A 17,618-nucleotide genomic window follows, 5' to 3' on the forward strand; every position below is an offset into this window, starting at 1 on the left:
CTCTTAGTTAGACGATTTCAACTTCGCCTACCCCTGCACCTTCTCAACAAAAAAAAAGCTCCTGCATCAAGCAGAAGCTTCTTCGTTCTTATGTATGCGTTACAGCGTAACCCAGCCGTATTTAATTGCGCTGATTACTGCTTGGGTCCGATCATCCACTTCCATCTTCTGCAAAATGCTGCTGACATGGTTTTTGACCGTTTTCTCACTAATAAACAGGAACTCGCCAATCATCTTGTTGCTCTTGCCTTCCGCCATCAGACGAAGCACTTCAGCCTCGCGACGCGTCAGCGGGTTGTTCTCGCTTGGAATGAACTTCACGCCGGCTTCATGTGTTGCAGCCGCACCGGAAGTCGCACCGATTTCATCGAGGTAAGTCATGCGGCGAAGCTGGTTAATCAGCTTGCCCGTTACCTTCGGATGTATGTAGGCGTATCCGTTAACGACGGAACGAATCGCGTTCGCAAGTGCTTCCGCTTCCATATCCTTCAGCAGATAACCGCACGCACCTTTGCGGAGTGTTTCAAATACATAGCTTTCATCATCATGAATCGATAGAATAATAACTTTAACCTCCGGGAAAATATCGCGCAGACGCTCTGTCGCAACGACCCCGTTCTCGATCGGCATATTAATATCCATTAGGACGACTTCCGGTTTATTCTGGTTGCAGAATTCCAACACTTGAATGCCGTCATTGCATTCCCCGATTACTTCCAAATCATCTTCCATATTGAGAATCCGTTTAAGACCTTCACGGAATAACTGATGATCGTCAGCGATCAAAACTTTTATTTTACGTTTAACGCTTACATTTCTTGCATCCATCGTCATTTTACTCCTTCCTTCTGTTCCCCGTTAATAGGGATATGAATAGTTACTTTCGTGCCGTGGTCGATCGTGGATTCGATCTCCATCCTTCCGTCCAGCAGCTCCACACGTTCACGCATCCCGATCAGTCCGAAATGGACGCTGTTCTTGGCACGAGATTCGATTTGATCCACATGGAAGCCGACTCCGTTATCTTTGACGACAATTTTAACCATTTGAGCTTGGTAAGTTATCTCTAGGATGACAAAGGTAGGATTGGCATGCTTGAAGGCATTGCTGAACGCTTCTTGAACCATCCGGTAAATCCCGGCTTCCATCGCGGATGGCAGCCGGATTTCTTTACCGATCGTTTCGAACATCGTCCGAATTTTGCTTTTCTCTTCATAATCCTGAATATATTTACGCAGTGTAGGTACAAGTCCCAAATCATCCAAGGCCATAGGTCTTAGGTTGAAAATGATTTTGCGAATTTCCTCGATACCGGAACGCACCTGACTCTTTAAATCTATTAATTCTTCCTGAACGATTTGAAATTCCTGCTTCACAAGCATTCTTTCCGCAATTTCCGTCCTAAGCACTATATTCGCCAAAGATTGAGCCGGTCCGTCATGAATCTCTCTGGCGATCCGTTTACGCTCTTCTTCTTGGGCCAATATAATCTTCAGGCCGATTTGCTGCCTGTTCTTCGCCGACTCGAGAATGCGAGTCACTTGGTTCAAATCCCCCGAGAGATATTCCAGTACGACATTGATTTGCGAAGCAATCGACTCTGCACGCTCAATTGATTTCTCAACATTGCGCACTCGTTTCTGCAAATCATCCCTGCGGGCTTTCAAATACGTCTCTTTCTCACGGAACACCATGAGCTCTAGCTGCAGCTGTGTCGCTTTCTCATAGGCCGACTTGATATCCTCTTCTTTATAGCGGACAAAGTCCCGGCTTACTTCCGTCAAACGGATACGCGCTCTGCGGTAATCCAGCTCCAGCTTATCTACCTTATCGATAATAGCCGCAGCTTCAGCAAGTACTTGGTTCAGTTCCTGACCGAGCGAGAACATTTCCTTGCGCGCTGACTCGCAAATTTCAAAAATCTGATATTTGCTGTCCTCCATCACGGTGACTGCGTTCTTGATCACGCGATCGATGTCGTTTATGCGATAATCCAAGATGTCTCGGCCCACTTTCTGCATGTTATACTAAAACTATCATATCACATAACCGTTAGTAGGCGACCATCTCATTCAACGGTAATCGTACCCAATTTACCGTCCCAATTTACGTGTAGGCCCAATTGCTCAGACACAAGTCGTATCGGGACTAAGGTACGACCACTCCTCGTAATCGGAGCCACTTCAGACTGTTTCCGGACACCCGTTAGCAGGAAATCACTTCTTCCTACCCACATTTCAAGCAGCTTATCGCCGCGAAGTACGGAAACGCGTTTAAGCGCAGCTTCCCAACCGATTTGTGCGCCCATCGCCTCAGTTACGAAGCGAAGCGGCAAATACGTCGTACCGTCTAGCAGAAGAGGTGCTACGTCCATCTTATAAGGCTGACTGTCGACCTTGGCTGATTTAGAACCAACCTTTAACTCGATCTTCACATGTTTGGGTTCCGGAATCACCGCCGGATATTGGAACGCCATGTTATCCCAGGCCAGTGCACCTGTGAGCGCACGCTCATCCTGACCATCCTCAAGGGAAGCTACGTAGAGACGTTTGAGCGTGATCGGATACGCCATTTGGTCAGCAGGCAAATTCACTTTAATCTGCTTCCAGCCGATCCAGTCTACCTGCTTGGCAAGCGTCACCAAGTGGGCTGCGCCTTTGCTATCCACAAATTCAGCTCGCACCCAGTTCAAGCTTCCATCGCCCATGACATCTACCGTCATCGCCGAAGGATTGCCTTCTACTTTGCGTCCGGTGCCATTAAGAACGGCATAGGCCGCCTTAGTTCCGCTGCCCCCGGTAAAATCATACTGCAATTGCAGGACATTCGTTGCATTGTCGCCGGTAAGTCCCGAGACCACCGTAGAGGTCCCCACTACACCATTCGTACCTTGGAACGAAATTGGGTAGGTCTTCCCTTCAAAATCATCGAATTTTTTGTCGGTTCCTGCAACGAGCGCCGTCATCGCGGAGAAACCGTCATAACGGGCGATCAAATAGCCTACCGATGCCGACGGGTTTACCGTTCCGATGGTTAACGTATTCCCGCTCCATGCGCCGGTAAAGCCGCGCAGCTCCCACTTCAGAGAGGATGCCGGTACAGTCAGCTGACGACCATCGTTCAAGGTTACATGTACCGGTACAGTCAGCGATTTACCACTCTCAAGTACGAGTGAGCTTGCATCTACAGTCATGGACGCGATCGATTCGCCGCCGACGACTTCAAGGTCCAGCTTATCGCTAATCTCGCCGGATTTGACGCTAATGGACGTCTTGCCTACTTTAGTCGCTGTAAACGTGCTGCCATTGAAGGTTCCCAGTGCATCGCTGGTCTTCCATACCGGAGTCAGTGAGCCTGGTTCTACCGGATTGTAGTAGTTGTCATAGGCTTTCATGGAGTAGGACGCTTGCTGCCCGAGGAACAGTACGCTGCTGCCGCTCGCTTTAATCCCTTTCAACTGACCTTTCGGAGCCAATGAGAATACGCCAAGGCCATTAGCCACCTGACGCTGCGTATCGCCATACTCCGTCGGGAATGCCAGCTGCGTGCTTGTATCGCCGAGCGGACGCGCGATCATTGTGGTGGAACCGCCGCCGTCGAGGTTAACGCCGCGCCATACCGATAGCTGCACCATCAGCTGCTGCAGCTCAGGCAATGTCACGCCTTGACTGCTGCCGCTGTCTTCGACCGTAATGAGCATGACCTTCGTGCCGTCTTTGGAATAACCGACCGCCGTGCGCGCACGGTCCGTGTTTGGACTGATGCTGCTTGGATTTCTCGTATAGGTAGCCGCTGCGCCATTATCGACCAGAATGGTGTGACCGCCAATAAGCATTTGCAAGGAGTTCGGGTCAATCTTCTGTCCCGTAGACTGGGCAATCAGATTATAGGACGCGTTTACCGGTTGTCCGACTTGAAGATGCTCTCGCGCATACTGAGCTGCTTTGCCATGAGTCCGAAGAATATAGCCGTCTGCAGGAATGGTGTTGCCCGGAATCATACCATTATCAACGAATTGCGTGACGATCCCATTCTGAACAAGCACTTCTGTCGGTGTTGTTGAGCTGTCCGTCACATCCGGACGTGACTGCGTCCATGCACTCGTATAGATGTACATCGCATTGGCATGACTGAATGCATTGTCCGGCTCCGTGCGGTAGGCCGCCTTATTAATGCCGGATAGCGTGAAAGTCGAACCATCGCCTGCGGTTACGCTTCCTTCGAATCCATAGGAATCAATAATAGGTTTCCGATCTGCGGTCACGGCAAAAGCATACATGCCTGTCAGCTTCGACGGACTGACAGTCAGTAATCCTCCGTTCACTTGCGCGCCGATCGGGTTCCCTTTGCCATTAGCCGTGTTGAAATAATCGCCGTTAATACCGGCAACCGCTCCGGTCTTATTCACCATATTGCCGACGGAGCTCACGCTGGATACCGAGCCCGGTTTGCCGTTCATGACATCTAGTTTCACGTAGGGATTGGTCAGATCGATTTCAACGACATGTACGCGGGACAGTACTGCACCTTCCCCTGGCTTGCTTGTCCATGTATAGTCGACGCGCTTGGCGCCGGAAGTAATCATTTCTTCTGACATACGAACCAGCTGTTGCTGTTGCTGCTGTGTCACTTGTGTTGTAGTGGTTTGGGGTACGGCCTCTGTCTCGCTTGCTGCAGCGGCCGTTGATGGCCATGCTATTGTGGAAATCGGCTGAACGAGCAGCGCTGCTCCCAGCGTCAGTGTGATCAGTTGTTTACCGGCCTGCGAGGTCTTCTTCGTCTCTTCTAGTCTGCGCATTACTCTTGCAACTCTCCCATCACATAAATGTCCTATGATGGTTAGACTATAAAACTAGTAGAAAAGTTACGAGTGATAGAAGACTCCTATCAACATCATTCGACCGACAAAAAAAAGCTATCCGTGTCGATTCGACAGGATAGCCCTATTTCTCTTAAATATCGATAAATTCCAAGTAGCTTAGCAGCCGTTTCAGCATGACTGCAGCCTCTGCTCTTGTCGCTTTATTTTTGGCACCAAAGGTACTGGTCGTCAATCCGCTAATGATGTTGGAGTCGACAGCTTTAGCTACGTCGGTTTGCGCCCATGTCCCGATTTTGCCGCGGTCGGTGTACTTCTTAAGCAGGTTCGTCGTCGTTTGCTTCGGTACGATGGAGACGCCTGCCGCGCTTGCTGCACGCACCATCATGGATGCCATCTCTTCGCGCGTAATCGGATTGTTAGGCTTGAATGAGCCATCTGCCATCCCTTTCACGATTCCGGCCGCACTCGCCGCCCCAATGTAGGCAGCAAGCGCCGTAGAAGTATTCACGTCTTTGAATTTGCCGGCAGCTGTACGGTCACCGGCTAGGCCGAGCCCTTTGGCTATGAACATAGCAAATTCTCCGCGCGTGATGGCCTTCTTCGGAGCGAAGGTCGTAAGCGTATTGCCCTCGACAATATATTTCTTCGCTAGCAGTAGAATGTCCGTACGTGCCCAGTGATTAGTCAAATCGGTATACCCAGCAGCACCTTGCACGACCGCATACACACTGTTCCCTTTCCGTTTGAACGAAATGACAGACTGCCCATTCGCGTGCGTCACTCGAGTCGGTACATAGGAAAGCTTGTTTGTTTGCGGTTCCAGCCATGCAACCGATACGGCTTTGCCATCTAATACGGCGTTGCTAGTAATAGACCTTGTCACATAGTTATTCAACGATTCCACGTTCTTCGTCATGCCGTTGCTGGAAACCGACATTTCGAAGCTGATGGGATTGATGAGGATTTGCGCATTAGATCCGTTCAACTGAGAGGTAAGCGTCGATCCCAGCGTTCCGGCATTTGTGTCGATCGACACATTCAACTGCCCGACTGCGCTTGCCGCATTCATCATTTGGCCAAGCTGTGCGTAATTGAACGCGCTGAGCGGGAATTCATAAGTCACATTCTTATACACAATCGCGAAGGTTGCATTGGATGTCGCTTTCTTCGTATCTTCCAATGTTCCAAGCGGAAGCGCGACTATTGCCGCTTTCTCAGAGTCCGGCACCGTGAAGACCACACGTGGCAGCGTGCCCCCGGCTTTCCGAACCGCGTTGTACGCTTGTGCCACCTTCTCGGAAGACAGGATAAACTTGTTCACTGCATTGCCTGCCGGAGAAACGGCCGAAGCCGTCGTCGCGCTGGCCACTTTGATCTCCAAGCCTCCGCCTGCCGCAGACTTGAAGTCGCCGCTCGTCGAATCATCCCATGTTGTCTGATTCGCCACATTCGAATCCGTGAACGATGCAGCTATCGCACCGGTTGTGGATCGAATAGAAGTACCGGCACTGCTGTAGCTCGCCTTGACCACATCTCCGACACTTATCGGCGTGTACAGGGAGAGTACAACAGCCGAACCTTTAATGGCCGCTGAAGAAACCGGACGAGACACATTATTCACCTTTATGCTGAATTGCGACGTTGAAGGCAGGTAGGAGGTATTCAAGGCATTGGAGAAGGTAATGGTTACTTCGCTGCCTTTGGCCACGATCCCATTGAGACCAAGCGTTGTCGTTCCGCCAGCATTCGCCTGCATCCCGCTGAACGCCTGTGCCGGAATTCCTCCAAGGTCCGTAATCGCCGGTGTCCCGCCTAAGTAAGTGATCAATATGACATCACTGGTAATCGTGGAAATGGGTAGACTCAGGATGACTTGTGTCCCATTCACCGTCACATAGGAGACTGCTCTTACTGTTCCGTTCACCGTTACATAGAACGATGAGGTGTAAGGAATCAGCGCACCGTTAAGTCCTTCGTCATAGTTTAACGTGATGGTATAGCCTGATGAAGTTATGGATTGCAACAACGGTGCTTTCGCATCCTGTCCGTTCTGAATATAGAAGCTGCTGAACGACGCAAGCGCATTGTTCGATAAGTCGCGAAGCGGATAGGATCCTGCGGAATAAGACAAGGTGACCGACTGTCCTATAGAAGCGGAATTCCCACTGAAATTCAGGAAGACCGTATTTCCGCTGCCGCTGATTTGCGTCACCGTGCGGTATGCACCATCAATCAGAACCGTAAATTGCGAATACGCATTCTGATTTAAGGCTGCCAATTCTTCACTCATGGTCAATATGATCAAGTTGCCTGCAATTGTCCCACTCACTTGGCGAGGTGCTACGGAGTCCGGCACATTCGAAACCGCCAAATTCGAGAAATTGGCTGCTGCCGTTCCCGTTAAATCTTTAATCGGCTTGGAACCGGCTGAGTAAGATACTCTTATCACTTGGCCATAAGAAGCAGCACTCTGCAGCGTGAGCGTCACGACTTGCCCGCTTACTTGTACAGCCGTCACCGCCCGTCCCGCACCATTCACGGTCACATAGAAATTAGCGGGAACCGGTATCGAATCTGTGGCGGTACTTAAATTCTCGTTGTAGGTGATCGCAATCTTAGTGCTTCCTACCAGATCAGCCCTAGTCACAGATGGAGCGCCTGCCGCTCCTGAAGAGGTTTTGAACGTCCACTGATATTGATTAAGAATCCCGTCGAATGGATTACCGGCCAAATCGGTTACGACGCCTGCTGCCATCTCGACATAATAGTCTGTATTAGGGTTCATCGCGCCGCTAAGCGTAATGAATAGATTCCGATTGTTATTCGGATCAATCGCATACGTTGTTGCGATCGCAGAACTGCCTGAGCCGGCAGTAATAGGTCTGATTACGATTGCAGGCGAATCGGCACCAAGCAGAATCGGTTCGCTGAACAAGGCTTCCAGCTTCATGCCAAGCACCGGAACATCAATTGCCGTATTAGCAGGCGTTTGCGTCACGATTGTAGGCGCCACGCTATCTTGGGTAACCGTGAAGCGCCAAGCACTTGAGCCTGATAAGCCTGAATAATAGTTCCCTTTCGCATCTGAGAACGCTTGTCCGCCAATTTCAACATAGTAGCTTTGATTGTTCACGTAGGTTTTACTCGTATCCGTCACGATGATCTTAGTAGAACCTCCACCGCTAACCTTGGACGAAGTAACCGGTATCGATGCGAACACGGCACCGGAAGGATAGGTGCGCACGGTGATGTTTCCTGTGCCCGGATAGACCGGCTCACTGAAGTTCATCTCCAGATTGATTGATGTTGATGATTGCGCGTTAAGAGGTTTCCGTTCTGCAAGCAAGGCAGGTGGCGTTGTATCGTTGCCCGGATCCGTGTAGAAATTCCATGAAGTCGCATCCTGCATCCCTTGATATTGCTTAGATGAATCTGAAGCATCCACAAATGCTCCTGCATCAATCAGGATATAGAACCCTGTATTCGCCGCAAGGTCAGCAGGTGGATTGATGATGACAGTTGACCCGGCTCCGCTGGCAACGACCGATACCGCTGAAGAAGTAACACTAATCGGTTGTTGTACCGTGCTGTTATCTGAAATCTTGTTGATACTGATCGTGCCGGTATTCACCCTAACCGGGCCTGGGAAGGAAAGCGTAAAATTCGAAGCTACGCTTACGGCAAAAGCATTATCTGCCGGCGATAGAACCGCAGTCCCGATCGGTGGGGCATTGGTTGTAAATCTCCAGCTCGAAGCGGTTATTCCGCTGAAGTTGTTTCCTGCAGCATCTTGAAAAGCCCCACTCGGTACAATGACCTCATAGGTGCTATTCCCCTGCAAGCTGTTCGGCAAACTTACGACAATAGATTTGCCTGCACTGCCGCTCCCTGTTACATTGATCGAATTGACGCTAATGGATTGCGTATCAGCAGGCTGATTAACATTGGTAACAGTAATATTACCGCTAGCTGCATACACTGGCTCACTAAATACCATCGTCAATGAGGTACCTACCCCAGCCGTTGTCCCATTCGCCGGTGTCAGTGGACTAGGAGTTGTCGACAGGGTCGGCGATGTTGTGTCGATTGCCGATACCGTTGTGAAGACCCAGCCTACTGCGCTGGTTAGGCCTGCGAAGTTCGTATTCGCATCGTTCGCGAAAGCCCCTGCATCTATCGTGACGTAGTAGCTCGTATTAAGCGCGAAATTCGTGCTTGGCGATATCGTAACGATGTTCCGGCTCGTTCCGCTGCCGATAGAAACCTTGCTGTCGGACGCAACCGTATAGGACTCGAACAACTGATTATCAAGCTGCCTGCGAATTTGAATCGTCGCGGAGCCGGTTCCTTTCTTCACGTTTTCGTCGAATGCTAATATCAAATTGGTATTCACCGGTACATTTGCGCTTTGGACCGATGGAGAGAAGCTGGAAATAACCGGACCGCTGGCGGCGGCCGATACGTGCGCGGGTTTACTTGCAAATCCGCCGATGATGAAGAATTGCACCACCATCAATACTGTGAAGATTGAAATCCATCTGCGATTTCGGACCACTATTACCCACTCCCTAATTAAGACACATGTACTATATTTTTCGGTTCGGAGAGGTCTGAAATGAAGATAAAGTTAAGCGTTGCACAAAAAAAACCGCTCCTTGTGGGGAGCGGTTCGATTATGGAGTCAAATACTAGCGCAGAGCGTCTGCTTTCAGCAAATCTGCTTTGTCAACGCGTTCCCACGGTGCATCGATGTCTGTACGACCGAAGTGGCCATAAGCTGCTGTTTTACCGTAGATTGGACGACGAAGGTCAAGCATCTTGATGATGCCTGCAGGACGAAGATCGAAGTTGTTCTTGATGACTTCAACAAGAACTTCCTCATCGACTTTACCTGTGCCATACGTGTCAACATTGATCGAAACCGGGTTTGCTACGCCGATTGCGTAAGCAAGCTGAATTTCGCATTTGTCTGCAAGACCTGCTGCAACGATGTTCTTCGCTACATAACGCGCTGCATAAGCTGCGGAACGGTCAACTTTTGTAGGATCCTTACCGGAGAAAGCACCGCCGCCGTGACGAGCGTAACCGCCGTACGTGTCCACGATGATTTTACGACCTGTAAGACCAGCATCACCTTGAGGACCGCCAATTACGAAACGACCTGTTGGGTTGATAAAGTATTTCGTTTCTTCGTCGACCAATTCTGCAGGAACGACAGGAGCGATAACATGCTTACGGATATCAGCTTGGATTTGCTCCAAAGTCACTTCTTCCGCATGTTGTGTCGAAACAACAATCGCATCTACACGTACCGGCTTGCCGTCTACGTATTCGATCGTTACTTGCGTCTTACCATCCGGACGGAGGTAATCCAGCGTACCGTTCTTACGTACTTCCGCCAATTGACGCGAAATGCGGTGAGCAAGCGCGATTGGAAGCGGCATAAGTTCAGGTGTTTCGTTCGATGCAAAACCAAACATCAATCCTTGGTCGCCTGCACCGATATCTGGGTTTTCTTGATGAACGTTCTCTACGCCTTCACGCGTCTCAAGCGCAGCGTTAACGCCTTGCGCGATGTCAGCGGATTGCTCATTAAGCGATGTAAGAACCGCACAAGTGCTGTAATCGAAGCCGAATTTCGCACGCGTGTAGCCGATATCCTTAATAGTACGGCGAACGATTGCAGGAATATCGACATAATCCGCTTTACTGCTGATTTCGCCGATAACAAGCACCAAACCGGTTGCTACCGAAACTTCGCACGCTACGCGCGCGTACGGGTCAACCTCAAGAAAAGCATCCAATACCGCATCTGAAATTTGATCACATATCTTATCGGGATGGCCTTCAGTAACGGATTCCGATGTGAACAAATGACGTCCTTTAAGTGACATCTAATCTCAACCTCCTACAGCTTTCAAAATTCTAAGTATGATGAATAACATGCACAAAATGCTGGGACTCTATAAGAAAATGAATACCCGATAATGGGTTCTATATAATGCCCAACGTTTCGATTTCAAAAAATGAACCTTTTCCGATGTGAAAATCGGAAAAGGTCTCATGAATACTCTCTAAAACAGTATGATACCGAAACTGTCGCTTTGTGTCAATGGCAATAGCCGTCTAACTACGATAGACCTTTGAGGACCTGCTCTGCACGTTGGACGAGCAGCCTTGTCATATTCCCGCCGACAGAACCCGCATCTCTTGTCGCAAGCTGCGACCAATTGACATGACCACCTGAACTGCCTGTTCCGCCAAGCTCTGTTGCGAATTCCGTATCACCGGCGCCGGCAGCAGATCCGCCTGACATAAGTCCAAGCTCGGCTGCAATTTCATACTTCATTTGATTGAGCGCCTGTGCACATTCCGGAACAACTTTGCGATTACTTCTCGACATGATAAGCACCTCCTGATGGGATGCTTATAGCTTGTTCCGGAATGCCCCGTTCAAAGCGGATAACTTCTTGTCAGATCGGGTAAAAATAACTATTGCTGCACTTGCATCTCATAAGCACCACGAACAAGTACGGTTAATCCGGTCTTCTGCCCAACCTGTGCCGTCACGCCACGACCACCACGCGGGAACAGAATAAAGTGATTATTAGGAACAGCTTTACCATTCGTAATATCTTTACCATCCGTCAGATCAGAGATACCGTTGGCGTCTGAGCTGTAGGCCATTGCTTTGCCTGCACGAACGATAAATTCCGTACCATCCTTGGCAACAAGTCGCTTGCCAACAGGAACCGTGACGACTTCTACTTTAGATGAACCACCGCTCTGTGCCATTTCTTCGCGGAATGCATCGAACATCTCCTGAAGCTTCTTGTCGTCCATCCCGCCGTTCTGCTTAGCCAACTCCGCCTTCACAAGCTCAGCTACTTGTTTATCAATGTAGCTTTTCGTTACGACGGGGTCGTTGACGGAACCTGGGGTATCGCTTGTGCTGTCACCATTTACTTGGTTGGTCACCAGACTGAAAATAACTAATCCAACACCAATAATGGAACAAAAAACTGCAAACTTCGCGCTTCTCTTCAAGTCTCACTTCACCTCATAGCTTTATTACCCGTTTGTCATCGCCTGATTCAACACTTTTGTCGCAAGCAGTTTCTTCTGACCTTGGAACTGATCATAGACATTCACGGTAAATTCTCGATAAATAATACCCCACAGCTTCTCATCTTCGAACGAAACAGATTCTTTAACGTCTTCCCCGATTTTCAGTGCCCCGTTGCCTTTTTCCAATTCGAACACATGCTCATACTTGTTATCTCTATCGACAAGTTCGACAACTAATTGATGCGTTCCTGCCATTTTCTCGTAATCAACGGTTTTCGCAAGATCGTATTCAAAGTCGATATTAAGTTTGTGTGCATCTTGCAGGGACGGCGAGAGCTTCGTCAGCGACAATTTATAAGGATTAATGATCATATTCTCGAATGTCGATTGAACCGTTGTTGTCTCAGCCGGCATTTCGTATTGAACGGCATTTACATATCCATCCGCTACTCCATCAGGGACAGTGAGTTGGCCAGCCGTAATACCTTGACCAATGATGAGCTGAACATCGGTTAGATCATAATTCTCAGGGAAGCTTGCGTACGCCATGACAAGATTTAGTTTATTCGGCGTTATCTTATCTTTAATATTTTGGAAGTTAGCCGGAACAAAGTTGCCATCTTTCGTCTTGAAATAGGCTTGTAAATTCGCCAAATTCGCAAAACGCTGCTCTAAACTCGAATAGTCAAACTCGGCGTACAAGAGTTTAGTATCCTCATCTTTATTGAAGTACGTATGCATTTGAGTAACTTGAAGGCTGGCTTTCCTGCCGATTCCCGAAATATTAAGCGGAGCAGTTGATTTGATTACCGGAATCTTCAATTGAGTGTTCTTCAGTTGGAAGGTTCCAATTGGCGTTGAGCCAGCATCGCCTTCACTTTTCACTTCAGACAACGAGACTGTAACATCACTAGCTGCGAAGGTATATGGCACCTTCGTGCTTACTATATATGTGGTATAGGAGTTTCCGCCAATAGCAACGATCTGTTCCGTCTTGATGAGCTGGATATCTTTATCATCGACCTTATAGTCGCCAAGTTGAATAGATGCTTTCAAATTAGGCAACGATTTCACATCAAACTGTGTATTCTTCACAGTAACAAGTGCATTAATCATATCCTGTTCGCCCCAAGGCAATCGTTCAGCACGCAGCAAGGAGAATTCAAACATTCCCTGTTGGGTAACGTATTTTATTGGTGCTGTGCTAATATTCTGACCGCTTGATTTAGGCGGTACTTGGAATAGACCAACCACATAACCTTTCTTATTCTCTTCACTTGTTTTCTTAACGATGAGCTTAAGTGAATCCGTCTTAACTCCAGCAGGCAGTGTGAATTGCATATATTGTTCTTTCTCGATTCCCGGGGAAAGCTCTACAGCAGCTGCAGCTTGTGATTGTTTCGCGGGATACATCGCGCCTGTGCTGGTTAAAATATAATAGCTGTACGTCGGTAAGCTAACGGATGATTTGCCAGCGTTATTGTAGTTTAAGTACAACGATAAAGATTGTGTCTGTGCATCTTGATTGTAGAACGCATCTCTGATCTTCGTATTAACCGCATTGCCTTCAATGGAAAGCTTACCTGATTTGCCGGGCTTTACATAGACCTGTTCAAGCGAAAGCGGCTTAACGGTATATGTAGCGATTGGCGTTTCAGTCTTTGTTTCTTCATCCGAAGAAGTAACGATTAATTGCATGTTAGGATCGATCTTCGTAATGGGCAATGTGCCATATAACTGAATTTCTTTAGTCGCACCTGGTGCCAGCTGCTGATCGCTACCTGCATCGGCACTTAGCTTGCTCAAGGTTCCGCCCGAACGCTTTATGTAATAGTTAAGAGTATTCAATGGAATGGTTTGCGAACTGTAGTTAGTGACTCGGTAGACGAGAGCTCCCTCAAGCTGACCGCTAATGACAGCGAACTGAGATTTAGCAAGAATACTGCTCATCTTCTTGTTGCCAACCTTGACGACTTTACCGGTTGCTGCTGGAACGATGGGATTAAATGTGGATGGAACCGTCACTTGGCCAATCGTCCGTGTATAGTTCGCTTGACTGAAATCCCATTTGATGAGTTTAAACGAGAAGTCGGATAAATTCAGATTCGGGTTCACTTTAGCCGTAAAATGATAATCCGTCGTCGTTTTCGCTACGACCTTAGTCTTTTTTGCATCTTGTTCATTCATTTTAATGGAGTACTTGGTACCCTTCTTGGTCCACAACTCGACCCAGAAGTCGGAGAAATCCAACTCTTTATTAGAATTGTTATATACAGATACGGTGAAATAAGCAGTCTTCTCGTTATCGCCGTACAAGAATTGCAGGTCCGTTACTTGCGCAGTACTTCCACCGCCCAGGCTAAATGCTTTAATTTTATTTACGACAGCTGAAGTAGTTGTTGCAGCAAATGCTTGATGGGGCTGCGTGAGACTCGACACCGGCAGTACAACTGTTGAAGCAAGAAGCAAGGAAAGTCCCGCACGTTGAATTAATCGCATCGTCTATTCATCATCCTTTTTTAGATTCTACAGTTATAGACGAATATTACGTCGAAAAGTTTCTGAATATAAGAAAAAACAGGACCGATTGCTCGGTCCTGTTTCTCAGAGAGTTAAGTCTCTATTAAGCTTTAACGATTACTTTGAAGGAAATCGTTTTGCCGCCAACTACTGTAGTCACTTGGAACGTGTTACCTGCAGTAACAGCTGTGATCAGCTTGCCATCAGTTACGTTTGTGATGTAGTTTTTGTAAGCAGGCTCAGTTGCACCAGTCAGCTCAACGCCGTATTGGTCAACAGATTTAACAACTGCATTAACTAGTGTGTTAACAAGTGCTTCGGAGTTAACCGATGCTACGCTTGCAGAGATTACATTTGTATCTTCTTTCTTGAAAGCGCCGGATTCAACAACTTCAAGAGTAGTTACTTTAGGAGCAGCTGTAGTTACTTTAACAACTTTAGTCAATACAACCGGACCAGTTGCGCCTTCAACAACTGCAGTTACAGTTACGTCTTTAGCGCCGTCTGTGAAGCCAGCTGGAGTTACACCATAAGCTGTCAATTTGTTAGTAGCAGCATCGATCTCAACTTGACCATCTGTGTCTTCTGCTTTGAACCACTTAGCAGGTACAGCTACTTTCGAACCATCAGCCAACACACCATTTACAGTCACGTCTTTTGCATAGTCAGCGTTAGCTGCTGCTGCAGGAACATGATACACAGTAGTGATATCACCAAGCTCGTAGGAAGCAACGTCTGCTTTTTCAACTACTTTGGAAGTGTAAGTGTACTCGCTGTTTGTTACGTCTGCACCAGCAGCAGTAACCAATTTCAAAGTAACAGTGGACGAACCTTTTGCCAAAGCGTCAACAGTTACGTTAGCAGCTGTTAGGTCGAAGAAACCTGTAGCGCCAACTGCAGTACCAGTCAATTTTACTTTAGCAGCATCGGAAGTTGACACGTATACTTTGTAAGCACCCAATGCGATATCACGGCCATATTGATCTTTAGCAACTACATTGTCTTTAGTCAATGTTGCTACAGCGTCTTTAGCGAAGTTTTTGTTGAAGTCTTTGATGCCAGAAACTACAACTGGTTTAGCTGTCGCTTGAACGTTGAGTGTAAGTTGAGTTACTTTGTTAGTACCAGTGATGATCGTTACGATTGCAGTTCCTTCAGCAAGACCAGAAACTTGAAGTTTAGCAGTGTTCTTAACATAGTCTTGAACGAAGCCGATTGAGCCACCGCCAGTAACGGAAAGACTAGTGATACCCGCGCCTACTGCAAGGTCAGAAGCGCTAGTAACTGCTGCGCCGAATTGGTCAACAGCTGTGAATGGAACCTCAACTGTTTCGCCAGCTACAGCAAGTGCAGGTGCAGAAGCAGAGATAGTATCAACTTTCACTGTGTCTTTAACTACTAGATCGAACGATGTGTTTTTACCAGTAGTTTTGGAGATCATAGTGATCTTGGAAGTACCAGCAAGTGCTGTCGATACGCCAGCTGTTTCTGGAAGTTGTACTGGAAGAGATACATAAGTTGTACCGTCGATAGTTGTAGTACCGAAGTCAGCTACAGTTACGCCGCCAACAACTTTAGTCAACACGCCGGATACGGATGGGTTGCTTGCGCTAACCAATACATCATCTTCGAAGTATTCTGGTTTCGAGATCGAGTTACCGTATTGGTCTTTACCAGTTACGATAAGTACCCAGTTTTGGGAGTCATTCTCGTTTTTCGAAAGAGTTTTAGCGTCAGCGTTGTACAGTTTGTCGATAGTCAATTCAGCAACAGATGCTTTGTCAACCACTGTCAATACTGCGGATGCGAAAGTGTTGCTGGAAGCGTCAAGTGCGCTTACTGCTACTTTCTCATCTTTAGCGAATGCTGCAGCAGCTGTAAGAACCAAGCTACCGTTAGTGTTCAATACTGCAGTACCTTTACCAGCAGTTACTGTAACAGAACCTGCTTTAGTAGAAGTTACATCTTCACCGTATTGGTTAAGAACTTTAACAGTTGTGTAAACTGTTTTAGCAGAAGCGTCTGCACGGTCGATAACCGCTTTGTCAGAAGCAAACTCGATTTTAGTTACTTTCTCGTCTTCTGCAGTTACTTTCGCGGAAGCAGTTTCTTCAGCGTTTTTAACGTTTACTGTGTACTCGCCTTTAACAAGGTTAGAAGCGAATGCAAGAGTTGCAGTTTTCTTGTCAGTCGAGAAAGTTACTTCTTTAACGTTTACTACTGTACCGGAAGCGTTCTTAACTTCGAAAGTTGCTTTGTCGGAAACTTTGTTAAGAGCTACGTCGATTTTCTTAGCGCCTGCTACTTTAGCAGTTGCTGCAAGAGCCGCGTCTTCTGGTTGTGCAAGATCGTAAGCTACGTCTACTAGTTGACCGCGAGTTGCGTTCACTTGGTAGGACGGAAGCTCAGGAAGCAAGCCAGCTTCGATAGCTGCTGCTACGAAACCTTTAGCCCAAGCAGATACTTTACCAGTTACTGCTTTGTCAGAAGGCTCAACGCCTGCTACCAAGTCAGCTACTTTAGCGATTTGCTCGATTGTTACTTTACCGGATGGACCGAATTTGCCGCCGCCAAGACCGTTAAGAAGGCCAGCTTCAGATGCAGCGCCGATAAATCCAGCTGCCCAGTGAGTTTTTGCTACGTCGGAGTAAACGTTAGCTGCAGAGTTTTCTGCAAGCTCGCTTAGCTTCGTAAGTACTTTAGCGAACTCAGCGCGAGTCATTTCTTTGTCAAGACCAGCAGTACCGTCTGGGAAACCGCTGAATACTCCCGCTGCTTTAAGTGCGTCAAATTTCGCTTGTGTGGACAATTCAGTTGTAGTTGCGCCGTCAGCAGCAAATGCCACCGATGCTGTAGATAGAGTCATAGCTGCTGCTACGAGTAGAGTTAAACTTTTTTTCATAACCTTTTTGTCTCCTCCTATATAATGCTTAGTTTCTTTAGAGTTTTGTTTAGAATATAGATTGCTCGTTTGTCTCATTGGCCGATTCACCCCCTTTCACGAGTTGAGCAGATTTCGTATAAATAATGTCTGCTGGAAGTATTCCTTGTAGGAACCTGTCGCAGAATCTTGTAAACAAAAGTTGACAAGAAAAATCTGGTAGAGTCTGAACACCACTATAACATTATACAATGGCCTATTTCTAGCGTAAAGAGCAATTTGAGAATTAGTTCCAAGTACTCCGCTACGCTTGATCAGCTTTCCTGT

9 protein-coding genes are annotated in these 17,618 nt (G+C 47.7%); all 9 read right to left on the minus strand.

The window, feature by feature from the left end; genetic code table 11:
- Nucleotides 1-99 precede the first annotated feature (99 nt).
- On the minus strand, nt 100-828 hold the full coding sequence (locus AC0YNS_RS21330) for a response regulator (protein ID WP_090982456.1): 729 nt from the start codon (nt 826-828) through the stop codon (nt 100-102).
- Nucleotides 829-830: 2 nt separating this feature from the next.
- Nucleotides 831-1,997, minus strand: a complete 1,167-nt coding sequence (locus tag AC0YNS_RS21335) for a sensor histidine kinase (protein ID WP_475782991.1) — start codon at nt 1,995-1,997, stop codon at nt 831-833.
- 71 nt (nt 1,998-2,068) lie between these two features.
- On the minus strand, nt 2,069-4,798 hold the full coding sequence (locus AC0YNS_RS21340; protein ID WP_475782992.1) for a stalk domain-containing protein: 2,730 nt from the start codon (nt 4,796-4,798) through the stop codon (nt 2,069-2,071).
- Between the two features lie 154 nt (nt 4,799-4,952).
- Complete coding sequence (locus AC0YNS_RS21345) at nt 4,953-9,377, minus strand: Ig-like domain-containing protein (RefSeq protein WP_475782993.1); 4,425 nt, start codon at nt 9,375-9,377, stop codon at nt 4,953-4,955.
- Between the two features lie 133 nt (nt 9,378-9,510).
- Nucleotides 9,511-10,716, minus strand: coding sequence for a methionine adenosyltransferase (gene metK, locus AC0YNS_RS21350; protein WP_475782994.1), 1,206 nt, complete (start codon nt 10,714-10,716; stop codon nt 9,511-9,513).
- A 236-nt stretch (nt 10,717-10,952) separates the two neighbouring features.
- A complete protein-coding gene (locus tag AC0YNS_RS21355) occupies nt 10,953-11,225 on the minus strand; it encodes an alpha/beta-type small acid-soluble spore protein (protein WP_091225003.1) in 273 nt (90 codons plus the stop codon).
- Between the two features lie 89 nt (nt 11,226-11,314).
- Entirely contained in the window at nt 11,315-11,869 is a 555-nt protein-coding gene (locus tag AC0YNS_RS21360; RefSeq protein WP_475782995.1) for a hypothetical protein, read from the minus strand.
- Nucleotides 11,870-11,893: 24 nt separating this feature from the next.
- Nucleotides 11,894-14,389, minus strand: coding sequence for a hypothetical protein (locus AC0YNS_RS21365; RefSeq protein WP_475782996.1), 2,496 nt, complete (start codon nt 14,387-14,389; stop codon nt 11,894-11,896).
- 124 nt (nt 14,390-14,513) lie between these two features.
- Nucleotides 14,514-17,390 carry an S-layer homology domain-containing protein gene (locus tag AC0YNS_RS21370; RefSeq protein WP_475782997.1) on the minus strand — a complete coding sequence of 959 codons (2,877 nt, stop codon included), beginning with the start codon at nt 17,388-17,390 and terminating at the stop codon, nt 14,514-14,516.
- Nucleotides 17,391-17,618: the final 228 nt, after the last annotated feature.

Source organism: Paenibacillus sp. J22FR21 (assembly GCF_056269135.1).